Origin of the sequence: Terriglobus sp. TAA 43, from assembly GCF_000800015.1 — a bacterium.
Lineage (GTDB): Bacteria > Acidobacteriota > Terriglobia > Terriglobales > Acidobacteriaceae > Terriglobus.
Window position 1 is genome coordinate 1,555,698 of record NZ_JUGR01000001.1, and the last position, 24,972, is coordinate 1,580,669.

Consider the following 24,972-nt stretch of genomic DNA (forward strand, 5'->3'; position numbering starts at 1 on the left):
CCGGACGGGTGCGTACCTACTCGTCCGGCTTAGAACGTTCCAAAGATGGTCGACCCAAGAAACTGTTTGTTCCTCTGTAAGCTCCCACGGTGTGTGCAAGGGCTGAAGTAAAAGCCCAGACGGAATTGAGCTACAGGCATAAAGGAGTCCTCTTGCCGCTACGAATCCAAAAAGCCAAATTTGCTGCGGTGCTTGCCACCGTATTCTTGTTTTCACAATTTTCGGCGCGTGCAAACGGTCAGGCCACTACCGCCACCGCTTATCGCAACTCCGATCTTCAAGTCGGCGGATATTTTTCAGTCGTGCACCCGGACTATGGGCGGCGTTTTCTAGGCTACGGCGCATATGCCGCTTACGACTTCAAGCCTCACTGGGGCGCGGAATTCAATTTCCGCCAGGCGAACTCCAGCGACAATGACCTCTCCGAGCGCACCTATGAACTCGGAGTACGCTACGTCATTACACGGAAACACCGTTTCAATCCTTATGCGCGTGCTTCGTATGGTCGAGGCGTATTCAACTTCCCTCCGGGCTACAACGGCTTTCCGTTCGGCGCTAACCTCGCCTTCAACCTGATGGCGTTCGGCGGTGGCGTGGATTACAACCTCACCCGCTCAATCAACATCCGCGGAGATTACGACTATCAACACTGGTTTAGTTTTCCGGATAACACCGGTTTTAACTACAACCGTTCCCTCTCTCCGCAGGCCCTCAGCGTTGGCGTGGCGTACCACTTCCACTAGATCGTGGTTCAAGCGACAACGTTAAAAAGCCCCGGATTGCTCCGGGGCTTTTTAACGTTGTGCGAGGCTTAGAAGTGGTATGCCACACCGAGCGTCGGCATGGAGATCACTTCGTAGCGGCCCGTGTTGTAGGCGTCCGACGGCAGCTTGAAGCTGGGCGTCTTCACTACGGCACCGCGATAGCCCAAGCGGATGTCGTAGCTGGGGCTGATCTCATACGCAACACCGGCTCCAAAGAAGCCGCCAAGGCTCAACTGACGCTTGGCGTCCAGCGACTGCGTGTCGAAATCGCGAATGGGCGAAAACACGTACGCGCCAATACCGACTTCCGCAAACGGATTGTAGTTACGGTAATTGCGGCTATACACGTAGCCAAACGAGACTTCCTGCTGACGCGTGTGGATCTGGTAGGTGTTAAAGCTGGTGTTCCGCAGCTGCGTCATGTACTGCGAGAAGGAGTAATTCGCTTCCAGCGCGCTACGCGGCGTGAGCATGAAACGGTAGCTTGCCAGCGCACCCAATGCCATATCTGCATTGACCTGAATACCGCGTCCGTTGACCTGGGGAGGAATATTCCCCAAAGCGCTGATGCTTACATCCTGCCGGCTCTCCTGAGCATGAGCCGCTAACGCGCCAGCGAGCAGGGCGCACATCCACATCGATTTCTTCATTCGTATGACCAACCTCAACGTCGTTCGGTGTGGCGCCCTTTGGGCGCGCGCAGAGGACGTACAGCTTCTGATTGTACCTGTTAGGACTGCGGCGCTGCCATTCGGTGAGCAGCGAATCTTGCAGAAATGAAACTTTCCTTCTACTCGGAAGCTTAATCTCCACGTTCTGGAAGGAAACAATAGGACCCTCCGGTGAGCTCCGCATACTCTCGGACGCCACGCAGAAACTCAATCGCGGCATGAGACAGGTTCGCCTCACGGCGATGAACCAGCCTCAGTTTACGTTCCATCTGTAGCTCTTTGACCCGAACGCGAGTGAGAGCCCCTGATTTCAGCTCGCGCTCCACCGTCAGCGCAGGAACCAGCGCCACTCCATTTCCTAGCTCCACGAAACGGCGAACCGCCTCCAGGCTAGGCAATTCCACATCAATGCGAAGATTCGTACGATGCCTGCGGAAAGCCTCAAACACCTTGTCGCGCTGCGGTGACGGCACGTTGTGCGCAACAAAGTGCTGGCCGCCGAGGTCGCGGATCGACACCTCCTCGGTTTTCGCCATCGGATGTCGAGGATTCACGACGAACGCAAGCTCATCCCGATAGACGACGATCGATTTCAGTGCCCGGTCTTCCGGCTTGAAGCTGAGCACTCCAATCTCCACCGAATGCAGAAGCACATCATCCGGGATGCGGCTGGCCAGACTACGCTGCACGCTGACCTTGACGCGCGGATGCACTCGCCGGAAACGATCCAACACAGGCAGCAGATAAAGGCAGGTGTATTCGTTCGCGGCGAGATTCAGGCTCCCGCGATGCAGGCTGCGGAGCTCACCCAGGGCGTGCTTTGCCTCCACACGCAGATTGAGCAACTTCTGGGCGTATTCGCGAAGCACTTCGCCCGCGTCCGTCAATGAGGCTTCACGCGCTGCCCTGTCAAAAAGCGCCTCGCCAAGTTCGCCCTCCAGCTTTGAGATGGCCTGGCTGATAGCAGGCTGCGTTCGGTGCAGGCGGACGGCAGCGCGAGAAAAACTGCGCTCTTCCGCTACTGCGAGAAAGGTTTCCAGGGCAAACAGGTCCACGGCGTATCTCCGAAGAAGCCGACACTCAATCCGGCCGCTCTCTCCACTATAAGCACTTCTGATGACGCTATCACTGCATATAAGGATTCCTTATCGCTATACTGTGTCTCAGAGGAAAACGATGAGCACTGCTTCCGATCGCGTGTATTTCTTCGACACAACGTTGCGTGACGGTGAACAATCACCGGGCTGCACCATGCACCATGCGGAGAAGCTCCGCTTTGCCCACCAGCTTGCATCGCTTGGCGTGGACATTATTGAAGCCGGGTTTCCAATCGCATCCGATGGCGATTTTGAGTCTGTCCGTGCGATTGCGAGCGAGGTCAAAGGACCGCGCATTGCCGCACTCGCCCGCTGCAAGACCATTGACATTGAACGCGCCGGAAAAGCCGTTGAGTCGGCCGCCTCAAATCGCATTCACACCTTCATCGCTTCCAGCGATCTGCACCTGGAAGCGAAGCTCCGCATCACGCGCCAGCAGGCGCTGGACCAGGCTGCGGAATGCGTTCGCCTGGCCAGGACCTACACCGACGACGTGGAGTTTTCCGCGGAAGATGCTACTCGCTCTGATCCAGATTTTCTGGTGCAGATTGTGCAGGCGGCGATTGACGCAGGAGCAACCACCATCAACCTGCCAGATACCGTGGGCTACTCCACGCCAGCGGAATACCGCGCCATGTTTGAAATGATCCGCAGCCGCATTCCCAATGCTGACAAGATCATCTTCTCGACGCACTGCCATGATGACCTTGGCCTTGCCGTAATCAATACAGTGGCAGGCCTGCAAGGCGGCGCGCGCCAAGTGGAAGTGGCAATGCATGGCATTGGCGAACGTGCCGGCAATGCATCTCTGGAAGAGGTTGCGGCCATTCTGAAGATTCGGAATGACGTATTCCCGTACACCAACAATCTGGTTCTGGACCAGATTGGACCAACGAGCCGCATGTTGGACGAGATCATCTCCTTCACGCCTTCGCCCAACAAGGCAATCGTAGGCAAGAATGCATTCGCGCATGCCAGCGGCATTCACCAGCACGGTGTGCTGGCCAACCCGCTAACGTACGAGATCATGTCCGCCGCGCACTTTGGTGTGGATGCCAACACGATTGTGCTGGGCAAGCACAGCGGTCGCCGCGCACTGGAACATCGCCTGAAGGAACTTGGATTCAACCTGACGAAGGAAGAACTGGACCAGGTATACACGCGCTTTACCGCGTTGGCTGATCGCAAGAAGGATATCTACGATCAGGACATTACGGCGCTTGTGCCGCAAACTACCACTGTTTAGTTCTTGTTCCTAACCGTTTCATCGCAACCATTTTGCAAGGAAAGTTTCGACCACGATGAATCTGAAGATTGCGCTCCTCGCCGGTGACGGCATCGGCCCGGAAGTTACCAACGAAGCAGTGAATGTACTGAACACCGTTGCAGCCGCGGGTGGAGACACCTTTACGTACACCTCGCTGCTGATTGGCGGCGCAGCGATTGACGCACACGGAACGCCGCTACCGGAAGAGACACTGAAAGAGACACTTGCCAGCGACGCTGCATTCCTTGGCGCCGTTGGTGACAACAAGTTCAATTCCCTTCCGCCCAGCGAGCGTCCGGAAGCTGGCCTCCTGAAGATTCGTGCGGAGCTTGGCGGCTTTGCAAATCTTCGCCCTGCGACGGCGTACAAGGCTCTTGCGGATAACTCGCCGCTGCGCCCTGAAATCACCGAGGGCGTGGATATTCTCTTTGTTCGGGAACTGTTGGGCGGTCTTTATTTTGGCCAGCCACGCGCATGGGACAAGACGACCGACCGCGCGCACAACACGATGGTCTACACACGCCATGAAGTAGAGCGCGTTGCCAGGATCGCATTCGATATCGCCGCGAAGCGCGATAAGAAGAAGGTCACCAGCGTTGACAAGGCGAACGTGCTGGAATGCTCGCAGTTGTGGCGCGCAGTTGTTACAGAAGTTGCGAAGGACTATCCCACCGTCACCCTCGAACACCAGTTGGTGGATTCGATGGCGATCCATCTGATGAATCGTCCGCGTGATTTTGATGTAGTGCTTACGGAGAATCTGTTCGGCGACATCCTCTCCGACGAGAGCGGCGTCATCACTGGATCGCTCGGCATGCTTCCCTCTGCCACGCTTGGCGGCAAGGTAAACCTGTACGAGCCCGTGCATGGCTCCGCACCGGATATTGCAGGACAGGGGAAGGCTAATCCGATTGGCGCGATCCTCACTGCTGCGCTTGTTCTTCGTCATTCCGCCGGCTTGAATGCCGAAGCAAAGATCATCGAGGACGCTGTGGTGAAGGTATTGGAGGCGGGATATCGCACGACCGACATTGCACGTGGCGACATTCCCGGACAGCAGACCGTCAGCACCTCAAAGATGGGTCAACTCGTCCTTGACCAGGTCACTGCCGAGTTGGGCGCTGCTGCGTCCTAAACATTTCTGTTGAGCAACACCGGGCTTTTGCCCCAGAGGTAAGCCACAATGTCCGCACCAAAGACACTGTTTGAAAAAGTCTGGCAGCAGCATCTGGTTGCAGAACCGGCAGGCGAACCTGCCATTCTGTACATCGATCTGCAGCTTGTGCACGAAGTGACCTCGCCGCAGGCTTTCGACGGTCTGCGCATGACAGGCCGCAAGCTGCGCCGTCCAGATCGTCATATTGCAACGGTGGACCATAACGTTCCTACCACCAGTGCAGCAGATCGCCTTGTGATTGCCGACCAGGTCAGCGCTGCGCAGGTGAATGCGCTGCGTAAGAACTGCGCTGAGTTTGGCATTGAGTTCTTCGATGTGCAGGATTCGTCGCAGGGCATTGTGCACATGATTGGACCGGAACTTGGCGCAACCAAGCCGGGCATGACGATTGTCTGCGGCGACTCGCACACATCGACGCATGGCGCTTTCGGTGCGCTCGCCTTTGGTATTGGCACCAGCGAAGTGGAACACGTGATGGCCACGCAGACGCTGCCCCAATCCAAGCCAAAGACCTTCCGCATTACGGTGGATGGCGAGCTTCCTTTCGGCATTACGGCAAAGGACATCATCCTGGACATCATTGGCCGCATTGGCACCGATGGTGCGACAGGATATGCGATTGAGTACGCCGGTTCTGCCATCCGCGCGCTGAGCATGGAAGGCCGTATGACAGTGTGCAACATGAGCATTGAAGCTGGTGCGCGCGCCGGCATGATTGCTCCGGATGAAAAAACCTTTGCATATCTGAAGGGTCGCCGCTTCTCTCCGGGAACGCGCCCTACGAATCTTGATGCACGTCCTCCGCGCTCTGTGCCCGATGGGCAACAGCTTGGATCTGCAACAGACGCCTACGACAATCAGTGGGAAGAAGCCGTTGCGCACTGGAAGACATTGCCTACGGATGAAGGCGCTGTCTTTGATCGTGAACTGTTCATCGATGCTGCAACACTGGCTCCCGCAGTAACGTGGGGAACATCGCCGGGTATGCACGCCACCATTGATGGCAAGGTGCCGACGCTGGACGATGCGCCAACCGAGGCTGATCGTAAGAGCTTTGCCAAGGCCTATGAGTACATGGATCTGAAACCAGGCACGCCGATGGAAGAGATCAAGATTGACACCGTCTTTCTTGGCTCCTGCACGAACGGCCGCATTGAAGATCTTCGCGCCGCCGCTGAAGTGATCAAAGGACACCACATTGCCACGAAGGTTCGTGCGATGGTGGTTCCCGGCTCGCAGCATGTGAAGAAGCAGGCTGAAGAAGAAGGTCTGGATGCCATCTTCAAGGAAGCAGGCTTTGAGTGGCGTGAACCCGGCTGCTCCATGTGCCTGGGCATGAACCCTGACATTCTGCAGCCCGGCGAGCGTTGCGCTTCTACATCGAACCGCAACTTTGAAGGTCGTCAGGGACGTGGTGGACGTACGCATCTTGTTTCGCCAGAGATGGCCGCAGTTGCCGCAATCACCGGGCACTTCACCGACATTCGTAAGTGGAAGAAGGAGGCGCGCTAATGGAACCGATTAACGTTCTTACATCGAAAGCAATGCCGCTGCCGCTGCCGAACATCGACACGGACCAGATCATTCCGAAGCAGTTCCTCAAGCGCATTGAGCGTACAGGTTATGGCGACTTTCTGTTCTACGACTGGCGCTACAACCTGGACGTTCCGGATGATGTTTCGCCGAACAAGGACTTCGTGCTGAACAAGCCGGAATATCAAGGCGCAGAAATTCTGATTGCAGAAAAGAATTTCGGCTGCGGTTCGTCGCGTGAGCATGCGGCGTGGGCCATTTTCCAGTATGGCTTTCGCGTGGTGATTGCACCAACGTTTGCAGACATCTTCTACTCCAATGCAGGCAAGAACGGCATCATCCTTGTTCGTCTGAGCGAAGAAGATGTGACCGCGCTGATGACGCATTGCACGGAAGATACGAACAACCAGGTCACAGTAAATCTGGAAGCGCAGACGGTCACCGACGAACATGGCTTCTCAGCGCATTTTGACATTGATCCCTTCCGCAAGTATTGCCTGCTGAATGGACTGGATGACATCGGCCTGACACTGCGCCATGTAGATGCGTTGAACGATTTTGAAGCGAAGCACGATAACGAATTCTGGTCCGCGCCGAAAACGGCATGAACACATTCGGCTCATCCCTAAAGCTTCTCAACCAGACAACCTACCAAGAGGGTTGGGATGCAAAAATGCGGGGTGATCGTTTGGGATTGTTTAGCTACTGGACAGATTACAGTTGGCGAGCTGGATGGCGAGACGCCAAGAACGAGCTACAAGCTCGAGAAAAATTAGAGGATTGCAAGTGAGCAACGAACTCGATCCCGGTAAACGTAATTCCATCGTCCTTACTGAAGGCCCCAATCGTGCAGCTGCACGCGCCATGCTGCGCAGCGTTGGTTTTACCAAGGATGACCTGCACAAGCCCATCATTGGCATTGCAAACACTTGGACAGAGATTGGTCCTTGTAACTATCACCTCCGCGACATTGCTGAGGCAGTGAAGGAAGGTATCCGCGCTGCAGGCGGCACACCGATGGAATTCAACACCATCACCATCTCCGACGGCATCACGATGGGCACGGAAGGCATGAAGGCATCGCTCATCTCGCGCGACATGATTGCTGACTCCATTGAACTGGTCTCGCGTGGCAATAGTTTTGATGGACTGGTATGTATCGCAGGATGCGACAAGAACATGCCCGGCGCAATCATGGCGCTGGCGCGCCTGGATATACCCGGCATGATGCTGTACGGCGGTTCGATTGCCCCGGGCCACATGCATGTGGGTGCGGATGGCAAGACGCCGCAGCCCGGTAGCGACAAGACCATCGACATCACGATTCAGCAGGTGTTTGAAGCTATTGGCGCGCACGCAGCGGGCAAGATTGACGATGCGCAATTGGAAGAAGCCGAAGGCACCGCATGCCCCGGACCCGGCGCATGTGGTGGCCAGTTCACGGCGAACACTATGGCTATGGCGGGTGAATTTCTGGGCATCAGCCCCATGGAAATCACCGGCGTCCCGGCGATGAGTAAGGACAAGCACGCCGCGAGCCGCGAAGCTGGCAAGCTGGTGATGGATCTGGTGCGCAAGAACATTAAGCCTTCAGACATCCTCACGCGTCAGTCCATGGAGGATGCCATTGCTGCAGTGTGCGCCAGCGGTGGCAGCACCAATGCTGTGCTTCACCTGATCGCCGTTGCGCATGAACTGAAGATGCCACTCACCATGGACGACTTCGACATCATCAGCGAGAAGACTCCGTTCATCTGCGATCTGCAGCCGGGTGGCAAGCGTGTCGCACGCGATTATCAGGACGCTGGTGGATCGCGTGTGTTGGCAGCGCGTCTGGTTGAAAAGGGATTGCTCCACGGCAACACCCCAACCGTGAGCGGCAAGACAGTTCGCGAAGAAGCAAAAGCTGCACAGGAAACTCCGGGACAGGATGTGATCCTTCCTTGGTCGAACCCGCTGAAGCCTACTGGCGGACTTGTGATCCTGAAGGGCAATCTTGCACCCGATGGTTGTGTGGTGAAGGTAGCGGGACATGAACGCGTTCTCCACACTGGCCCTGCACGTGTGTTTGATTCGGAAGACCTTTGCTTCAAGGCTGTGGAAGCTGGTGAGATCAAGCCGAACGATGTCTGCGTGATTCGCTACGAAGGACCGAAAGGTGGTCCCGGTATGCGCGAAATGCTCGCTGTTACCGCTGCGATCAAGGGCATTCCTGAGTTGAGCGAGACGGTTGCTCTGCTTACCGACGGACGTTTTTCCGGCGCAACGCGTGGCCTGATGGCTGGTCACGTGGCACCGGAAGCGTTTGACGGTGGACCGATCGCCTTTGTACACGAAGGCGACACCATCACTTTCGACATCAAGGCACGCGAACTCCGCGTGAACATCAGCGAAGAAGAGCTTGCCAAGCGGAAGGCGAACTTCAAGAGGCCGGAACCTCGCTATAAGCGTGGCGTGTTTGCGAAGTATGCCAACACAGTCAGCTCGGCCAGCCTTGGCGCAGTGACCAGCTAGTTTTCTTAACGAACTACATACGAAACCTGTGGCGTGTCTGCTGAATGCAGGCACGCCACAGGAACCAGCAGGAGCCGCACGCATGAGCGACACAGCGAACACTGCCCATCACGCACCCACTCTCACCGGATCAGAAATTCTGTGGGCCACACTTGCGGGTGAGGGCGTCACCACAGTCTTTGGCTATCCCGGCGGAGCCATCCTTCCCATCTACGACGCGCTGCGCAAGTTTCCATCGATTCACCATGTGCTCACACGCCACGAACAGGGCGCGGCTCACATGGCCGACGGATACGCGCGCGCCAGTGGCAAAGTAGGCGTGTGCATGGCCACCAGTGGCCCCGGCGCGACGAACCTTGTTACGGGTCTTGCGACGGCCATGCTCGATAGCATTCCCATGGTCGCCATCACAGGCCAGGTTGCGTCGAAGGTGCTGGGCACCGATGCATTTCAGGAAGTAGACATCACCGGCATCACGCTGCCCATTACGAAACATAACTTCGTAGTCACAAAGGCGGAGGACATCGCATCCGTTGTACGCGAGGCTTTTCAGATTGCACGTAGTGGACGCCCCGGCCCCGTGTTGGTAGACATCACGAAGGATGCACAGCAGGCCGCGTGCTCATTCGACTTTGGAATGTCGAAGCCGCGTGCCTATCGTCCGCACCCCATGTTGAAGGCCGAGTCGGAAGAGATGCAGGCTGCGATTGAGCTGATGCGCGCTTCTTCCCGTCCGGTAATTCTCGCTGGTCACGGCATCATCCACTCTGAAGCAGAGGCTGAAGTACTTGCCTTTGCAGAGCGCCACAAGATTCCTGTTGCCACAACTCTGCTTGGGCTTGGTGCCTTCCCTGCTTCGCATCCGCTGGCACTGGGCATGATGGGCATGCACGGCGAATCGTGGGTGAACAATGCGATTCAGAACGCGGATCTGCTGCTTGCGTTCGGCATGCGCTTTGACGATCGAGTGACCGGCAACCTGGCTCACTACGCGCCCAACGCGAAGAAGATTCACATTGAGATTGATCCGAGCGAGATCAACAAGAATGTGCGAGTCGATGTTGCGCTCATCGGCGATCTGAAGCAGGTGCTGCAGACGATGGCTCCGCTGATCGACGCAACTGGCGCACCCGCAACGCAGGATGCCACTAAGCAGTGGCGTGAAGAGATTCGCGCGATGAAGGGCGACGCCAGTGTGCGCGACATCATCAACCTGCCTGACAACGGCCACCTGTATGCCGCGCATGTCATTAACGACATCTGGCAGGAAGCAAAGGCTGCAGGACGCCTGAGCAACACCATCATTGCAACCGATGTAGGCCAGCACCAGATGTGGGAGGCGCAGTACTTCAGGCATGAAGACTCGCGCTCACTGGTGACCAGCGGTGGTCTTGGCACTATGGGTTTTGCATTGCCTGCAGCTATCGGGGCGAAGATTGCATGCCCCGAGAAGGATGTGTGGATGATCGCTGGCGACGGTGGTTTCCAGATGACTGCTGCTGAACTTTCCACCATTCAGCAGGAAGGTCTGCACATCAACATCGCTGTCATCAACAACGGCTTTCTGGGCATGGTGCGGCAGTGGCAGGAAGCGTTCTATGACAAAAACTATTCCTGCTCTCCGATTCTGTCGCCGGACTTTGTGAAGCTTGCCGATGCCCACGGTATTCCGGGAGCGCATGTCACAGAACGTAAGGATGTTGTGCCGACCGTTACGAAGGCACGCACGGGGACTTCGTCATACCTGATCAACTTCTCGGTTGAGAAGGAAGACGGTGTGTACCCGATGATTGCGCCGGGATCGGCTCTGCATGAAATGGTGCGTCGTCCGAATCCGTTGATTGAGACGAGCGAGGACTAAGCGTTGCATTCACTTCCACACAAAACGCTCGTCGAAGCCGACATCGTACTTTGCGAACATGGCCAGCAATTCCTGCTGGAAGGTTCGCGCGCGATGGACTTCTTCCTGCGTTTGCACGTAGTGGATGAGCGCATCACGGTCCGCAAGGCCAACCGAGAAGACCATGTAACTCTGCTGCCATTTGAAGAAGGCGTTCGGTTCCCCGCTCTGACGAACAACGGGAACCGTGACCTTCTTCAGATGATCGACAAGCTTGTGCGCAGTCATCTTGCGCGAAAGGAACAGTGCAACGTGAACATGATCAGCTGTTCCTCCAACCGCGAGGCAGATGTTCTCGGAATGACTGAGCCGGTCGCGAATGGCCGCATACACAGCGGCGCGAAGCGCATCGTCCTTCAGCACCGGCTGCTGCCGTTGCGTGCTGAAGATCACGTGCAGCAACACATGATCAATGATCTGCATGGTGGCACGAGTATAGCCGCGGAAAGGGTAGCGGCGTGACCACTACCTTCCAGCTTGAAACTGACCGGCTGCTGCTCCGTCCGTTGAACGAAGCCGACCGCGATGATTTCGCCGCCATGAACGCCGATGCAGACGTGATGACCTACTTCGTTTCACCGATGACACGCGAAGAGAGCGACGCAGCGTTCACACGCTACACCACTCACTTTCAGCAGAACGGATTTGGCTTCCTTGCAGCGCGGGCACGTTTCACCGGCGAATTCGCAGGCATCATCGGCATGCAGGTGATGCGCTTCGCCGTCCCAAATCTGCCTCAGCCTGCGGTTGAAATCGGATGGCGGCTAAACCGCGCCCAGCATGGTCGGGGCTACGCCACTGAGGGTGCACGCGCCATCCTAAACTCGGCATTTCAGGAACATGGTCTCGCTGAAGTCGTCGCGATTACCGCTGTAAACAACACTCCATCTCGCCACGTCATGGACAAGCTTGGCATGCATCATGACGCATCACTGGACTTCGATCATCCCAACGTGCCAACCGGTCACACACTTCAGCGGCACGTTCTTTACCGTCTCGTCAATCCGCGCAGCACAACCCGAGAAGAGGTTTAACGCACTATGCTTCACACCTTCATCGCACACGTTGATAACCGGCCCGGCGTCCTCACGCGCGTGGCTTCCCTGTTTCGCCGCCTGAACATCAATATTGTTTCGCTCACTGTGGGCGAGACAGAGCGTGAAGATGTTTCGCGCATGACCATCGTCTGCGACGCACCGGAGAACGCTGCGTTCCGTGTGAAGGCATCGCTGTACAAGCTGGAGATTACGCGCGACGTGGACGAAGTGGGCCGCAGCGAAGCTGTCATCCGTGAGCTTTGCCTGGTCAAAGTTGCCGCTGGCCCCAACGCACCGCACGGGGTACACTCACGCACGCAGATCTTCGAACTGGCACAGGTCTTCCGTGCACGCATTGTCGATCTTGCTCCTGAGAGCGTCATGCTCGAGATGACCGGCAGCGCCAGCAAGATTGAAGGCCTGATCCAGGTGTTGCGTGAGAGCGCGTACGAGATTCTCGAAGTCAGCCGTACCGGACGTATGGCGATGCGTCGTGGACATCACAGTGGCAAGGTAATGAAAGCGCTTGGCAGCAAGGCGCATCAGACTGTTTTTCAGATCAACGAACCAGGCGAGTTGGATCCTATGGATGCACTGCCAAATCAATTTGCGGAACACGATGTTTAAGCCATCGGAAATTCCGATAACAGGATCATGCACACGTCGGTAACGACGACTACACTTTTAGATACACGGCAAAGGACAGACAAACATCATGGCAAAGACTTACTACGATCAGGACGCAGACCTTTCCCTTATCCAGGCGAAGAAGGTCGCCATCATTGGTTATGGCTCGCAGGGCCACGCACACGCGCTTAACCTGAAGGACAGCGGCGTGGATGTAAAGATTGGTCTTCGCGCAAGCTCCAAGGGTGCGGAGAAGGCAAAGGCTGCTGGGCTGGAAGTGCTCGCCGTAGCCGACGCTGCAAAGTGGGCTGACGTGATCATGGTTCTGGTTCCGGATCAGACCGCAGCCGCCGTATACAAGGAAATTGAGCCGGGCCTGACCGCAGGCAAGACGCTGATGTTTGCCCACGGATTCAACATCCGTTTCCGCACCATCACGCCTCCTACAGACGTTGACGTGTCGCTCGTCGCGCCGAAGTCGCCGGGCCATCGCGTGCGCGAAGTGTTCACCGAAGGTGGTGGTGTTCCGGGCCTCGTAGCAGTGGAGCAGGATGCCAGCGGCAACGCTCTTGCGCTTGCCCTCTCGTACGCCAAGGGCATTGGCTGCACTCGTGCAGGCGTTCTGCAGACCACGTTCACAGAAGAGACCGAAACCGATCTGTTTGGCGAGCAGGCTGTTCTGTGCGGTGGTACCGCTGCACTAGTGAAGGCTGGCTTTGAGACGCTGGTGGAAGCTGGCTATCAGCCGGAACTGGCTTACTTCGAAGTACTGCACGAGCTGAAGCTCATCGTCGACCTGATGTACCGCGGCGGCCTGGAGTACATGCGTTATTCCATCTCTGACACTGCAGAGTGGGGCGACTACGTGACCGGACCGCGCATTGTGACGCCGGAAGTGAAGAAGGCCATGAAGTCCGTTCTGGATGACATCCAGTCCGGTGCATTCGCAGAGCGCTTCATTGCAGACCAGAACAGCGGCCGTAAGGAGTTCGAGGCGTTCCGTGCACAGGATCGCAATCACCCCATCGAGAAAGTCGGTGCAGAGCTCCGCAAGAGCATGCCCTTCCTGGATCCGGTGAAGGTGGAAAACGGCACAGTCGTAAAGGCTTAAACGTCTTAGGTACGAGGAATAGAATGGTGGGCCGCGGGAGATTTTCTCCGCGGCCTATCTTTTTGGTGGTTGGGATGAATCCTTCGATATCGAAGTACATCTGATTGTCTGTAAGCGCAGAGAATGTGCTGCTGCGAAAAGGAGTTTCGTCATGAAGGTTGTTCTTTACGGTGCTACTGGAAAATCCGGCAAGGTGATTTTGAAAGAGTTGGTGGATCGCGGTCATACGGTCGTTGCCGTGGCGCGTAATCCGCAGAACGTGGACAAACTGGCGAACGTCAGCGTGGTGCAGGATGACCTGACGAACGTTGCCAAAACCGCACAGATCCTGAAGGATGCGAATGCGGACGCGGTTGTTTCCGCACTTGGCCCGCCGTTGGATAACACAGATGCCCTGCTGCCCATCTCTGCAAATCTGGTGGAAGCGATCAAGCAGAACAACGGACCTCGCTTGATTGTGGTTGGCGGTGCTGGCGGATTGTTCGTGGCTCCCGGCGTAACGCTGCGTGACAGCGGCTATCTGCCGGAGGCATGGCTTCCCATCGTGGACACGCACATCAATCTTTACAACAGCCTGAAGAATGGCACCGGCATCACCTGGACGTACTTTGCCCCCGCAGGCTTCTTCGAGCCGGGTGAGCGCACCGGCAAGTTCCGTCTGGATACGGACAATCTTGTGGCAGATGCACAGGGCACCAGCCGCATTTCGTTTGAAGACTATGCCATCGCACTGGTGAATGAGTTGGAAGCACCGAAGCATCTGAACCAGCGCTTCACCATCGGCTACTAAACCGCATTCGCAACGACCCCAAAGACGCCTCATCGTTTTTCGGTGAGGCGTCTTTCTGTCTGCATGCATCCAAGTGAACATGACTGCCACAGCACTTCGCCTGAGTGGAGACTTCTCCATCGACGCATTGACCTTTGATGATGTGACGCTGCCCGAGCCTGCGCCGCATGACGTTCTGGTGAAGATTCACGCAGCATCGCTGAACTATCGCGACCTGATGCTGGTGCAGGGTCGGTACGATCCGCATGTGCAAAAGCCGCGGATTCCCTGCTCCGACGGCGCAGGGGAAGTTGTTGCGATTGGCTCTGCTGTCACCACGTTTCGCAAGGGCGATCGCGTTCTGGCGCCCTTCTTTCTCGACTGGCTTGACGGTCCCCCGACTGCTGCGGCGCCAGCCTCTGCATTGGGTGGCGCAATCGACGGCACACTAACGACGCACCAGATTTTTCCAGAACGTGCGCTCGTCGCCATTCCCGAAAAGTTCAGCTATGCAGAAGCTGCCACCTTCCCATGCGCCGCAACCACCGCATGGCACGCGCTGGTGAGTACGGCGAACATTGGCCCGCAGGATACGGTGCTGTTGCTAGGCACAGGCGGCGTCAGCATCTTCGGTCTTCAAATCGCAAAGTTGCGCGGTGCACGCATCCTTATCACCAGTAGTTCTGACGAGAAGCTGGGACGTGCCTTGTCACTGGGTGCAGACCATGGCATCAACTACCGTCGTCATCCTGATTGGGACAAACAGGTGCGTGACATCACTGGTAAAGTCGGCGCTACACACGTACTTGAAGTGGGAGGCGCAGGTACGCTGCCGCTATCGCTACGCTCCGCAGCCATCGGTGCGCAAGTGAGTGTGATCGGCGTACTCACAGGCCTCGAAGAGCCGCTGAACATCGGGCAGATCCTGATGAAGACACTGCGTGTTCAGGGCATTTATGTTGGATCGCGAGCAATGTTGGCGGAATCGCTCCAGGCGTTCGCAGACAACGATATCCATCCCATCATTGATCGCTCGTTTGAGTTTGAACGCTCAAAAGAGGCATTTCACGCACTTGAGAAAGCCCACCACTTTGGCAAGACTGTTATCACTTTTCCGTCTTAGTGCGCGCCACCTCCGCCGCCACCAACGCGGAAGTTACGCACAAGAAACAGAAGCGGTACTGCTGCCAGCGTCATGACCCCGATAAGGAAGAAGCAATCCATGAAGGCAAGCAACTCGCTCTGCGCCTGTAGCTGCCCATAGATACGCGCATACGCTGCGGACACCGCATCCGCATGTGAGAATCCGTGCGTCTGTAAGTAGGCCGTCGTTTGTTGCACGGTGTTCTGCAATGCAGCGGAAGATCCATTCAACCAGGAACCAACATTGCTTTGGTGCAGATTCTCACGCCGTTCTGCAAGTGCCGTGGCAAACGCGATTCCGAAGGACCCGCCCCAGTTGCGGAAGAAATTGGTCAGGCTGGAAGCTCGATTGTTTTGATCAGGCCGTAACTCCGAATAAGCCAGCATAGTCAGCGGCACAAAGAAGAAGGCATATCCGAGTCCCTGCAAAGCACGCGCCCAAGCATAGTGCGCATAATCCGTCTGCAGGGTAAAGCTGCTGTAGTGAAGGAACGATATGCCAACAACAGTAACTGCACCGAAGAGGAGTACGCGTGGATGAATAATGTGCCGCTGCACAAGCTGCGCACCCACCGGAGCGAGAACTGTAATCACAAACGCGCCCGGTCCAAGTACGAGCCCAGCATCAATGGCGCGATATCCATAGAGCGATTGCAGTATCTGCGGTATGAGGGTGGTAGATGCGAAGAGGCCAACACCAAAGAGGAAATAGAATGCGCACGCGATAGCGAAGTTGCGCACCTTTAATAGACGGAAATCGATCACCGGGTCCGTCTGTCGCAACTCCCATATCACTGCAGACCCAAGACAGACGATTGCAGCGATGGCCATCCACACAATGAAGGTTGAGCCGAACCAGTCTTCGATCTGGCCTCTATCCAACAACACTTCCAGTGCAGCCGATCCAAGTCCGATGAGAGCGATTCCCACGCCATCCACCTTGAGGCGGCCATTCGGCTTATACACCGTTGCGCGTTCTGCGGCGAAGCTCTCCGGATCATGTACAAAGCGGTTGGTGAGAAAGAGCGACAGGATTCCGATGGGGATGTTGATGAGAAAGACCCAGCGCCAGTCATAGTTGTCTGTGATCCATCCGCCCAAGACGGGGCCAATAGCAGGAGCAGTGACGATAGCGACGGTGTAAAGCGCGAAGGCCGATGCTCGTTTTGCTGGTGGAAAGGTATCTACCAGAATGGCTTGTTCCACAGGAGCCAATCCGCCACCACCCACGCCCTGCAAAATCCGCGCCATCAGCATGAACGGCAGAGTGGGAGCGATACCACACAGTAACGAAGTCACGGTAAACAGAGCAACGCACGCCATGTAATAGTTCTTGCGGCCAAAGACACGGCTAAGCCATGCCGACATAGGGAGCACCACGGCATTCGCCACCAGATAGGTCGTCAACACCCATGTCACTTCATCGAAACTGCGCCCCAGACCGCCAGCAATGTGCGGCAACGACACATTCGCAATCGAGGTATCCAGAAGCTCCATAAAAGTCGCCAGGGTGACCGTCAATGCCACCACCCATGGGTTTACTGCAGGCCGCTTTACATTAGGCTGTGAAAGAACGGCCACAGCTTCAGAATTCATCTCGGAGCATCTCCCATAAAAGACCGAACGGTCTCTTTACTGCATCTGATGAAATAGAGAAAGCGACCGATTCGTCTTTTTTGGCGACAAGGAGGATCGAAATGACAAAAGGTGAAGAAACGCGCCAGCGCATTGTGGAACTGGCCGCGCCCTTGTTCAATCAGCGCGGTTACGCCGGTTGCTCCGTCGCGGACATCATGGAGGCGACGGGGCTGGAAAAAGGAGGCATCTACCGGTACTTCGAATCGAAAGAAGAACTTGCCGCAGAGGCCTTCAGATTTTCTGTAAAAGAGATCCGAAAGCTGCGTACTGATGATCTTGAGAGCATCCCGGGATCGGTGGGAAAGCTGCGGTACATAATGGATCGTTTCGTCAGCGAACCATCGCCCATGAAAGGCGGGTGTCCATTGATGAACACTGCGATCGACGCAGACGATGGTAATGCCGCCCTGCGCGATCTGGTGCGAGAAGCATTCGTCGACTGGAGACGCCGCGTCGCAGCCATTGTCCGTCAAGGGATTCGTGACGGCGAGATCAGCAAGTCGACTGATCCTGCGGAACTTGCGGACACTATCATCGCCACGCTGGAAGGGGCACTCATGTTGGTCAGGCTGGACGGCAACAAACGGGCGTTGAAGCACGTACGCCAATCCATGGAACTGCTTCTGGCCGCTCACAAGACATGACGAGATGCGCCACGGCCATCGGAGAAGGAACCTTCCTCTCGGTGCAGGCGTTTCACCATTGAATCGAAAAAAGTAGCCGTTCGCCGCAATCTGCTGGTGCGAGGCAGCTTATCCGATATCCTGAAGACTCAGGAGGCGAACCATGGCAACCGCCGCAGTCGCCAATCCGGCAAACGGTGCCCTATCTGGGGACGACCTGATTTTCGCGCAGCTTGCACCGGAAGAGCCCACAAGCATTCCGGATCGTGTAGCGGCACTGCGTCGCGTGAAGGCTTTGGATACTCTCAGCCACGACGATCTTGTGTGGCTGGCCGAACATGGCACCGAACGCAAAGCCCATGATGGCACGCTCATCTTCCACGGCGGCGCTCCGGTTCACCACATGACCATCCTTCTTCAAGGCGAAGTGCATGTGCGCCGTGCCAGCGGACCTGTTGCCTTCTTCATTGGCCGCAGCGGTGCTGTCACCGGCAAACTTCCGTTCAGCCGTATGAAGAGCTACGGCGGCGATGGTTATGCCGCAGGCGAAGTCTGGACACTGGATTTTGAAGAGAGCTCATTCCCCGAGATACTTCATGCTGTTCCGGGCTTCACGCAGATCGTTGTCTCCACACTGCTGGACCGCACACGCGAAGTCACACGTATGGAGCAGCAGGCAGAGAAGCTGAATGCGCTTGGCAAGTTGGCCGCCAATTTGTCGCATGAACTGAACAATCCAGCTTCCGCAGCTCGGTCCGCAGCGAACAATCTGTGGACGGAATTGCGCAACTACGGATATCAGAAGTTTCGGTTGGGTGCACTTTGTATCGGTGGTGATATCAAGGTCGCATACAACGATTGGATCGCCTCCATGCAGCATTTGTTGCAACCCGATGGACGGCCACATCGTTCTGACGCTGTCGATGTAGCAGCGCGCGAAGACGTCATGCTGCGTTGGATGGAAGCGCACGGCGTTGAAGACGCATGGCGCATTGCTCCTGTGATTGCCGAGACGGTCATTGAGACCTCACATCTCGACTCGCTCGCAGCGGTTCTTCAGGGTGAAGCTCTTACCGTTGCACTTGCGTCCTTCGCTTCTGGCATGAATGCCGAACGCATGACCGATGCAGTGATTGATTCCACGCGTCGTATCTTCGAATTGATCACCGCCATCCGTGGTTATTCCTACATGGATCAGGCTCCCATCCAGGAGATTGATCTGCGTGAAGCATTGGACAATACGTTGGCGATGCTTAATTCGCGTTTGGGTTCCGTGGAAGTGGATCGTAGTTATGGCGATGAGGTTCCACAGATCCTGGCCTACGGTGGCGAATTGAATCAGGTGTGGACTGCACTGATTGAAAACGCGCTGGACGCCATGGGACAGTGTGAGGCTTCCTACACGCCCAAGCTCACTCTGCGTACATCGCTCAGCGGCAGCACAGTCCTGGTGGAAGTCTGCGACAACGGCCCTGGCATTCCCCAGGAGATTGGTTCACGCATCTTCGAACCCTTCTTCACGACCAAGGGCATCGGACAGGCTCTTGGACTGGGACTGGATACGGCAAACCGCGTCGTAACTAAGCACAAGGGACAACTCAGCGTGTTGCATAGCAAACCCGGCGACACCTGCATTCAAGTGCGTCTGCCCATCGAGCAGACGGGCGCGTACTAAACGCAGACGTCCTTCTCACTTTCTTATATCTGCTATACCCTTCCGGTGATCTCGCAGTTGGCTCCACGCCGCTGCGAAATCATCGGAGGATTCGTCATGCGTCTTGCACGTTGGGTTTGTGCTTTCTCACTGTTTGCGCTGGTGCCTTGCGCGTCATTCAGCCAACAACAGACGCTGCCGATCTGGCCCAATGGCAATCCCGAATCGTCGACAATCACTGGCCCCGAAACCGATCCGACAACGGACGCGAATCGCATTGTCTCTGGCAAGGTGACAGTGCGTATCACGAACGTGAGTAAGCCGACGCTCTCCGTTTACCTGCCGCCGAAAGGGAAAAACACAGGAGCCGCAGCACTGGTGCTTCCCGGCGGAGCCTATCTACGGCTGGCATGGAATTTGGAAGGAACTGAGGTCTGTGATTGGCTCAATTCCATTGGAATGACGGGCCTTCTCGTAAAGTATCGCGTTCCGGAGACAGGCCATTATCCGGACAACGCGGAAGATCTGGAAGATGCGCAGCAAGCCATGCGTATTGCGCGTTCCCATGCTGTCGAATGGGGCATTGATCCGCAACGCATTGGTGCGATTGGTTTCTCTGCCGGAGCGCATCTTGCAGCGGCGCTCAGTACGCATTCGGATTTCCAAGGCAAGAACGTTCCATCATCGACCGCAGACGCCAAACCAAATTGGCAGATGCTGCTCTACCCCGGTTGGTTGAACGGCGCCGATGGCAAGGTGAACCCCACAGTAAAGCCCGTGACTGACACACCTCCAACATTTCTGGTAATGGCCGAGGATGACTACACTGCACACGTCGAGAACGCATTGGTATATTTTCAAGCGCTGAAAGACGTGAAAGTTCCGGCGGAATTACACCTGTTTACACAGGGTGGACATGGCTTCGGCCTGCGTCCTACGGAACTTCCCATCTCACGATGGCCAACACTGGCGGAAGCGTGGTTGCACACCATTCACGTTCTCGGCAAACCCGGCCCTGTTCCGCGTCCATAAAATAATCGATCACTAAAGTTTTTCTGTTGCTTCAACGGGTGTACTAGTTGTACTACTACACCCGTGACACCATTTCGGGTACGCTTACAACCCGGCCAGCCCATACACGAACAGGTGGTCTATGCCGCAACGCGCGCGATTGTGGCGGGACAACTTCGCCCAGGCGACCTCTTTCCTTCTGTACGTGCGCTTTCCCGCGATCTCTCGATCAATCCCAACACCGCGCACAAAGTTATCAGTCAGTTGATTGCCGATGGCCTGCTGCAGGCCGTGCCCGGTATTGGCACCGTCGTCGCCGAGCCTCCACGCTCCACCGCCTCACAGCGAACAGAATTGTTGGGCAAACAGATGGAAGAGTTAGCGGTGGAAGCAAAACGCCTCTCTATTCCTTTGGGAGACCTGACAGCAGCGCTGGAAAAACACTGGAGCCGACTTTTCCCTGGAGATGCCGAATGACATCGGACGCCGTTATTCAGACGCACCAACTCACCATGCGCTTTGGCAAACACACTGCGCTTGCACCGCTGGATCTGGCCATCCCACGAGGATCGGTGTATGCGCTGGCAGGCCACAACGGCGCAGGCAAAACCACTTTACTGAAGCTTCTGTTGAACGTCCTTCATCCGACAGCGGGTTCTGTGACATTGCTTGGAACGGATTCCACTGAACTGACCAGCGAGATGTTCACACGCGTTGGCTATGTGGCGGAGGGCCAGGAGATGCCAGAGTGGATGACGGTGCGTGAGTTCATGGACTATCTGCAGCCGTTCTATCCAACATGGGAAGAAGGCTCGCTACTCACTGATCTTGATCTGCCGGAAGATCGGCGCATCCGCGACCTCTCACGCGGCATGCGAATGAAGCTGGCTTTGGCCAGCGTGCTTGCGTTTCGTCCAGAACTCATCCTGATGGACGAACCCTTCTCTGGCCTTGATCCTTTGGTGCGCGATGAACTAACACGCACGCTGATTGACCGGCTTGCTACGGAAGACGGCACACCGCCAACTGTGCTGATCTCCACACATGACCTTGCAGAGATTGAGCCATTTGCAACGCATGCAGCGATGTTGCACAACGGTCACCTGATGTTTGCTGAGCCTCTGGATATGCTGCTCGACCGCTTCCGCGAGGTCACAGTCACACTCGCAGACGGATCGCATGGTGTTCGGACGTTCCCGAAAGATTGGCTATGTCCTGAAAGCTCTGGCGCTGTTGTGCGATTCGTTCATGCCAACGGAAGTTCCGAGTCATTGCCACAACAGATTCGCAGCGCATTGCCTTCGACGCAGACGATCGAATCCACATCCATCGGGCTGCGCGAGATCTTTCTGGCTGTAACCCGCACACAACGGAGCGTCGCATGACACAGGCCCTGCACATCTTCCGTAAAGATCTTCTCCATCAGAAAGTTGATCTTGTTATCTATTTCGCGCTGCTGATGTTGACGGGCTTCTTGGTGCCGACGGGGTGGCCTGGGCGCTGGTACTCCAACGAGATGCTGCCGCTGTTGCGATCACTATTGCAGGTGGCTGTGCCGGTGTTCTGGCTGGTGATGATTGCGCGGCTTGTGCACGAAGAGGCAATCGTAGGTGACCGGCAGTTCTGGACGACGAGGCCTTATCGCTGGAGCAGTCTGCTTGGAGCCAAGCTGCTGTTCGTGGTGGTATGCATTGCGCTGCCGCACTTTGTGATGCAGTGGTGCCTTGCCTTTTACGGCGGCGTATCGCCATTCGTACGAGGGTTCCCCATGTCAGTGGCAATGCATCTGCTCATCGTGTGGATCCCGATGTTCCTCTTTGCATGCGTTACATCCACACTCGTCTCCACCTTCTTCACCACGCTTGGAAGCGTTGTCGCTTGGATGGGAGTGGTCGCCTTCATTCTGGGCGGCAACGGTCCTGAAGCCGATGCACCGTTCGCCCGGTGGTTTCTCGCGGTCTTCTTCGCGGCTATCTTCGCATTCCTTCTGGTGCTGCTGTATCGCAAACGGTCGTTCCAGCTGGGCCGCATATTGATGGGCTCTGCCGGAGTGTTCTTTCTGCTACTGATCTTCTCGGTATCGAAGATGTCTCCTGCATCATTGGGGACGCTGCTACTGAAGGCACGCTATCGCGATGGAGCTGCACCACAGCTTCATCTGCAATACGTTCCAGGACGCTTCTCGGGACATGCGGGCCAGAACAGCTCGTGGCTGCTTGCCGTTCCCGTTCCGATTGAACTTCTTGGTTTGCCAGAAGGACATCGTCTGCATAATGCGGCGATGCAGTACCGCCTGGAGGCGGGTGGGTATAGCTACACGTCACCATGGCGGCCTACAGCGCTGACACCGGAGGGCATGACGTTCCGCGTGCCGACATCCGTCATGGATCATGCGGGGCAGGCAGATGCGCACCTTTCCGTGTCTCTCGCTGCCGAGGAGATTGCACCTGACCAACCGCAGACTACCGCTATCCGCAACCGCTTCGCCATTCCCGGAGGAGGTAGCTGTGACGCGACCAATCCACCCTACGAGGGGCGTTCCGCCGCAACGAGCGTGGTCTGCCACTTTGCCTACTCGGTTCCGTACCCGATAGAGACCGACGCCACGATGACGCAGGCTTGCCCAGTCCCCAAGGTGCCCATGCAGGTGCCATCGTATGACGGAGGCACAGGGTTCGACCCTTTGACGCATTGGCCTGTCCGAACTGGTGCAACTGGCCCATCAAGAGGCGGAAGTTGCGAGGTACAGTCGCTGACTACAACCATCTATCGTCCTGTCACGCGCTTCCGCACGTCGCTGGACATTCCATCCATCCGACTTGCTGACTATCTTGGGCACTGAGGCTGCGCTTATACGCCCACGTTGTATGTTGGCGACCGAAGCGTCTACGAGTCCTGGAACTTGATTGCGGCGTGAGTGCCGTCGCAGAACGGCTTGTTCCTGGACTCTCCGCAACGGCAGAGCGTGACGCGATTACGCACCTCATACTCGAATCCATCTGCAGAGGTGACCTGTATTCCTCCGCGCAGCCAAAGCGGCCCACTGCATTGCTGTGCCGGGTCTTCCACCAGACCTATTGATATCGGCAACGCGTGTTCAATGGGTTGTCCTGTGGCTTTGTCCCAGGCTACGAGGCGTCCTGAAGGACAGTTATTCACCTGGTGGATGAACAGCTCCTTGATGTGCGGACGATCGGTTCTTTCCACCTGGTTCCAGACCTGACCGTTCGGGTCGCAGAAGCGGGCGAATGCGCAGAGCTTTTCTGCGTCGGTGAGCTGAAGTACTGGACCATCCAGCACCTGCGCCTGATTGACGTAGGGTTCACGACTGGCTGTCTCCGCTCCCTTGAATCCAACCTTCGCATGTGTGCCGTCACAGAAGGGTTTTGATCCCGAATGGCCGCACCGACAGAGTGCGTAGGTCCCTTTATGGGGGATGGCCTCGCCTTCCCGCCACTCCTCAGAGCCGCCTTTAGCATCCGTGATGATGGTCTGCTTGCTGAGAGGTATGTCACCTGTGACGATGTACGGACCGTTCTCAGAGACAGTGACGCTTACCTTACCCTTCGTCGGCGAAGTCATGGATCAGCTCCCTGTGATGAACCTTGCTGAAGCATTAGCGCGACAGCCTTCGGTGGCATCAATATATTCCCGAGTCGCCTAAAAGCACAGAGGCGGCCCTTAGGCCGCCTCTGTCAATACTGAGTCGTCGGATAACTACTTAGAGACTTCTACGCCGCGCCAGAAGGCGATGTGGTGCTTTACCTGTCGCGCCGCGGGCTTGGGATCGGGGTAGTACCAGGCAGCGTCGGGATTCTCCTGGCCATCGACCAGCAGGGTAAAGTAGCGCGCCTGACCCTTCCACGGGCAGGACGAGGAGGTGGAACTGGGGCGCAGGAATTCGCGCTTCACCGTCTCCTCGGGGAAGTAAACATTGCCTTCAACGGTTTCGAAGCTCTCGCTTTCGGCCACCGTCTGGCCATTCCAGATTGCCTTTGCCATTGCTGACTTTTTCTCCAAAGAAATCGACCGGGCGAAACTCTACAAGCACCCGTCGGGATGCGCAGCGCGGCCCAAAGTTCGGGCCTTCTACTAGGGTATCAGTCCTGTGGATTAGATGGAAGATGGTCCCTGTCGGATTCAGACCTTGGTACCCTCCCCCTCCCCCCTGTTTTCTAAAATCGTCTTTCTATTGGGTTTACGGAGCCAGTGGCTGTAAAATCGTCTTCCTATTGGAGTTAGAGGCAAAATCTTCTATCTAAAGGAGTTAGCCGCGACGTCTCCCGACCGGCAAAGCCCTGCGAATCAGTCCTTTCTCTATTTTAGAAGTTTGGAAGAAATACCATGCCAACTCTATTTCTTTTGGTTTGTTTGACTTGAGTGACATCAGGGCTTGACAGGTTTCTCCGGTAGTTCCCAAAGGCAGCCAGTCTTAG

At 56.3% G+C, this 24,972-nt stretch carries 24 protein-coding genes; 18 read left to right on the forward strand and 6 right to left on the reverse strand.

All coding sequences use genetic code 11. The annotated features are described in order from the left end of the window. The first annotated feature begins 152 nt into the window (after positions 1 to 152). Entirely contained in the window at positions 153 to 743 is a 591-nt protein-coding gene (locus M504_RS06475; protein ID WP_047489251.1) for an outer membrane beta-barrel protein, read from the forward strand. Between the two features lie 68 nt (positions 744 to 811). Here the strand turns inward: M504_RS06475 and M504_RS06480 are convergent, their stop codons facing one another. Beyond that, the gene (locus M504_RS06480) at positions 812 to 1,414 is read right to left on the reverse strand and encodes an outer membrane protein (protein ID WP_047489254.1); all 603 of its coding nucleotides are present in this window, start codon (positions 1,412 to 1,414) and stop codon (positions 812 to 814) included. Between the two features lie 152 nt (positions 1,415 to 1,566). Then, entirely contained in the window at positions 1,567 to 2,490 is a 924-nt protein-coding gene (locus tag M504_RS06485; RefSeq protein ID WP_047489257.1) for a LysR substrate-binding domain-containing protein, read from the reverse strand. 121 nt (positions 2,491 to 2,611) lie between these two features. On the opposite strand from M504_RS06485, the gene M504_RS06490 reads away from it, so the two are divergent. The 6 genes from M504_RS06490 to ilvB all read left to right on the forward strand — a co-directional run bounded on the left by M504_RS06490 (position 2,612) and on the right by ilvB (position 10,884). After that, the gene (locus M504_RS06490; RefSeq protein WP_052200476.1) at positions 2,612 to 3,778 is read left to right on the forward strand and encodes a 2-isopropylmalate synthase; all 1,167 of its coding nucleotides are present in this window, start codon (positions 2,612 to 2,614) and stop codon (positions 3,776 to 3,778) included. Between the two features lie 55 nt (positions 3,779 to 3,833). Continuing rightward, entirely contained in the window at positions 3,834 to 4,934 is a 1,101-nt protein-coding gene (gene leuB / locus M504_RS06495; RefSeq protein ID WP_047489260.1) for a 3-isopropylmalate dehydrogenase, read from the forward strand. 48 nt (positions 4,935 to 4,982) lie between these two features. Then, positions 4,983 to 6,488 carry a 3-isopropylmalate dehydratase large subunit gene (leuC, locus tag M504_RS06500; protein WP_047489263.1) on the forward strand — a complete coding sequence of 502 codons (1,506 nt, stop codon included), beginning with the start codon at positions 4,983 to 4,985 and terminating at the stop codon, positions 6,486 to 6,488. Continuing rightward, complete coding sequence (gene leuD / locus M504_RS06505; RefSeq protein WP_047489266.1) at positions 6,488 to 7,117, forward strand: 3-isopropylmalate dehydratase small subunit; 630 nt, start codon at positions 6,488 to 6,490, stop codon at positions 7,115 to 7,117. Before leuC ends, leuD begins: the two co-directional genes overlap by 1 nt. 178 nt (positions 7,118 to 7,295) lie before the next feature. Further along, positions 7,296 to 9,023 carry a dihydroxy-acid dehydratase gene (ilvD, locus tag M504_RS06515; RefSeq protein WP_047489273.1) on the forward strand — a complete coding sequence of 576 codons (1,728 nt, stop codon included), beginning with the start codon at positions 7,296 to 7,298 and terminating at the stop codon, positions 9,021 to 9,023. An 82-nt stretch (positions 9,024 to 9,105) separates the two neighbouring features. Further along, positions 9,106 to 10,884, forward strand: coding sequence for a biosynthetic-type acetolactate synthase large subunit (gene ilvB / locus M504_RS06520; RefSeq protein ID WP_047493799.1), 1,779 nt, complete (start codon positions 9,106 to 9,108; stop codon positions 10,882 to 10,884). 9 nt (positions 10,885 to 10,893) lie between these two features. Here ilvB and M504_RS06525 read toward each other — a convergent pair whose 3' ends face one another. After that, a complete protein-coding gene (locus M504_RS06525) occupies positions 10,894 to 11,346 on the reverse strand; it encodes a transposase (RefSeq protein WP_232296184.1) in 453 nt (150 codons plus the stop codon). Between the two features lie 35 nt (positions 11,347 to 11,381). Between M504_RS06525 and M504_RS06530 the strand changes: the two genes are divergently transcribed. The 5 genes from M504_RS06530 to M504_RS06550 all read left to right on the forward strand — a co-directional run bounded on the left by M504_RS06530 (position 11,382) and on the right by M504_RS06550 (position 15,590). Further along, entirely contained in the window at positions 11,382 to 11,957 is a 576-nt protein-coding gene (locus tag M504_RS06530) for a GNAT family N-acetyltransferase (protein WP_047489276.1), read from the forward strand. A gap of 6 nt (positions 11,958 to 11,963) precedes the next feature. Continuing rightward, a complete protein-coding gene (gene ilvN, locus M504_RS06535; RefSeq protein WP_047489280.1) occupies positions 11,964 to 12,587 on the forward strand; it encodes an acetolactate synthase small subunit in 624 nt (207 codons plus the stop codon). Between the two features lie 88 nt (positions 12,588 to 12,675). Then, a complete protein-coding gene (ilvC, locus tag M504_RS06540) occupies positions 12,676 to 13,698 on the forward strand; it encodes a ketol-acid reductoisomerase (RefSeq protein WP_047489283.1) in 1,023 nt (340 codons plus the stop codon). Between the two features lie 151 nt (positions 13,699 to 13,849). Next, positions 13,850 to 14,488: an NAD(P)-dependent oxidoreductase gene (locus M504_RS06545; protein ID WP_047489285.1), complete on the forward strand. Its 639-nt coding sequence runs from the start codon at positions 13,850 to 13,852 to the stop codon at positions 14,486 to 14,488. Between the two features lie 79 nt (positions 14,489 to 14,567). Continuing rightward, a complete protein-coding gene (locus M504_RS06550) occupies positions 14,568 to 15,590 on the forward strand; it encodes an NAD(P)-dependent alcohol dehydrogenase (protein WP_052200477.1) in 1,023 nt (340 codons plus the stop codon). Here M504_RS06550 and M504_RS06555 read toward each other — a convergent pair. After that, complete coding sequence (locus tag M504_RS06555; protein ID WP_047489289.1) at positions 15,587 to 17,206, reverse strand: DHA2 family efflux MFS transporter permease subunit; 1,620 nt, start codon at positions 17,204 to 17,206, stop codon at positions 15,587 to 15,589. The genes M504_RS06550 and M504_RS06555 overlap by 4 nt on opposite strands. On the opposite strand from M504_RS06555, the gene M504_RS06560 reads away from it, so the two are divergent. From M504_RS06560 to M504_RS06585, 6 genes are all read left to right on the forward strand, one after another. Continuing rightward, positions 17,176 to 17,892 (forward strand): TetR/AcrR family transcriptional regulator, encoded by a 717-nt coding sequence (locus M504_RS06560; RefSeq protein WP_232296185.1) that lies wholly within the window; start codon positions 17,176 to 17,178, stop codon positions 17,890 to 17,892. The genes M504_RS06555 and M504_RS06560 overlap by 31 nt on opposite strands. 142 nt (positions 17,893 to 18,034) lie before the next feature. Further along, complete coding sequence (locus tag M504_RS06565; RefSeq protein WP_047489295.1) at positions 18,035 to 19,546, forward strand: ATP-binding protein; 1,512 nt, start codon at positions 18,035 to 18,037, stop codon at positions 19,544 to 19,546. Positions 19,547 to 19,642: 96 nt separating this feature from the next. Then, a complete protein-coding gene (locus M504_RS06570; protein ID WP_047489298.1) occupies positions 19,643 to 20,557 on the forward strand; it encodes an alpha/beta hydrolase in 915 nt (304 codons plus the stop codon). A 63-nt stretch (positions 20,558 to 20,620) separates the two neighbouring features. After that, the gene (locus M504_RS06575) at positions 20,621 to 21,013 is read left to right on the forward strand and encodes a GntR family transcriptional regulator (RefSeq protein ID WP_047489301.1); all 393 of its coding nucleotides are present in this window, start codon (positions 20,621 to 20,623) and stop codon (positions 21,011 to 21,013) included. Continuing rightward, positions 21,010 to 21,921, forward strand: coding sequence for an ABC transporter ATP-binding protein (locus tag M504_RS06580; protein WP_047489303.1), 912 nt, complete (start codon positions 21,010 to 21,012; stop codon positions 21,919 to 21,921). Before M504_RS06575 ends, M504_RS06580 begins: the two co-directional genes overlap by 4 nt. After that, positions 21,918 to 23,378 (forward strand): ABC transporter permease, encoded by a 1,461-nt coding sequence (locus tag M504_RS06585; protein WP_047489304.1) that lies wholly within the window; start codon positions 21,918 to 21,920, stop codon positions 23,376 to 23,378. Before M504_RS06580 ends, M504_RS06585 begins: the two co-directional genes overlap by 4 nt. A 44-nt stretch (positions 23,379 to 23,422) precedes the next feature. On the opposite strand, the gene M504_RS06590 is transcribed toward M504_RS06585, so the two are convergent. Next, complete coding sequence (locus tag M504_RS06590) at positions 23,423 to 24,118, reverse strand: CDGSH iron-sulfur domain-containing protein (RefSeq protein WP_047489306.1); 696 nt, start codon at positions 24,116 to 24,118, stop codon at positions 23,423 to 23,425. 135 nt (positions 24,119 to 24,253) lie between these two features. Further along, complete coding sequence (locus M504_RS06595) at positions 24,254 to 24,538, reverse strand: DUF427 domain-containing protein (protein ID WP_047489308.1); 285 nt, start codon at positions 24,536 to 24,538, stop codon at positions 24,254 to 24,256. Positions 24,539 to 24,972 lie beyond the last annotated feature (434 nt).

What these genes read in the sequence shown, in the direction of transcription:
- M504_RS06545 (WP_047489285.1), top strand. Translation starts at nt 13,850, where the DNA reads ATGAAGGTTGTTCTTTACGGTGCTACTGGAAAATCCGGCAAGGTGATT.
- M504_RS06550 (WP_052200477.1), top strand. Translation starts at nt 14,568, where the DNA reads ATGACTGCCACAGCACTTCGCCTGAGTGGAGACTTCTCCATCGACGCA.
- leuB (WP_047489260.1), top strand. Translation starts at nt 3,834, where the DNA reads ATGAATCTGAAGATTGCGCTCCTCGCCGGTGACGGCATCGGCCCGGAA.
- M504_RS06585 (WP_047489304.1), top strand. Translation starts at nt 21,918, where the DNA reads ATGACACAGGCCCTGCACATCTTCCGTAAAGATCTTCTCCATCAGAAA.
- M504_RS06490 (WP_052200476.1), top strand. Translation starts at nt 2,612, where the DNA reads ATGAGCACTGCTTCCGATCGCGTGTATTTCTTCGACACAACGTTGCGT.
- M504_RS06525 (WP_232296184.1), bottom strand. Translation starts at nt 11,346, where the DNA reads ATGCAGATCATTGATCATGTGTTGCTGCACGTGATCTTCAGCACGCAA.
- M504_RS06480 (WP_047489254.1), bottom strand. Translation starts at nt 1,414, where the DNA reads ATGAAGAAATCGATGTGGATGTGCGCCCTGCTCGCTGGCGCGTTAGCG.
- M504_RS06580 (WP_047489303.1), top strand. Translation starts at nt 21,010, where the DNA reads ATGACATCGGACGCCGTTATTCAGACGCACCAACTCACCATGCGCTTT.
- leuD (WP_047489266.1), top strand. Translation starts at nt 6,488, where the DNA reads ATGGAACCGATTAACGTTCTTACATCGAAAGCAATGCCGCTGCCGCTG.
- ilvC (WP_047489283.1), top strand. Translation starts at nt 12,676, where the DNA reads ATGGCAAAGACTTACTACGATCAGGACGCAGACCTTTCCCTTATCCAG.
- M504_RS06570 (WP_047489298.1), top strand. Translation starts at nt 19,643, where the DNA reads ATGCGTCTTGCACGTTGGGTTTGTGCTTTCTCACTGTTTGCGCTGGTG.
- M504_RS06565 (WP_047489295.1), top strand. Translation starts at nt 18,035, where the DNA reads ATGGCAACCGCCGCAGTCGCCAATCCGGCAAACGGTGCCCTATCTGGG.
- leuC (WP_047489263.1), top strand. Translation starts at nt 4,983, where the DNA reads ATGTCCGCACCAAAGACACTGTTTGAAAAAGTCTGGCAGCAGCATCTG.
- M504_RS06595 (WP_047489308.1), bottom strand. Translation starts at nt 24,538, where the DNA reads ATGGCAAAGGCAATCTGGAATGGCCAGACGGTGGCCGAAAGCGAGAGC.
- M504_RS06555 (WP_047489289.1), bottom strand. Translation starts at nt 17,206, where the DNA reads ATGAATTCTGAAGCTGTGGCCGTTCTTTCACAGCCTAATGTAAAGCGG.
- ilvB (WP_047493799.1), top strand. Translation starts at nt 9,106, where the DNA reads ATGAGCGACACAGCGAACACTGCCCATCACGCACCCACTCTCACCGGA.
- M504_RS06590 (WP_047489306.1), bottom strand. Translation starts at nt 24,118, where the DNA reads ATGACTTCGCCGACGAAGGGTAAGGTAAGCGTCACTGTCTCTGAGAAC.
- ilvN (WP_047489280.1), top strand. Translation starts at nt 11,964, where the DNA reads ATGCTTCACACCTTCATCGCACACGTTGATAACCGGCCCGGCGTCCTC.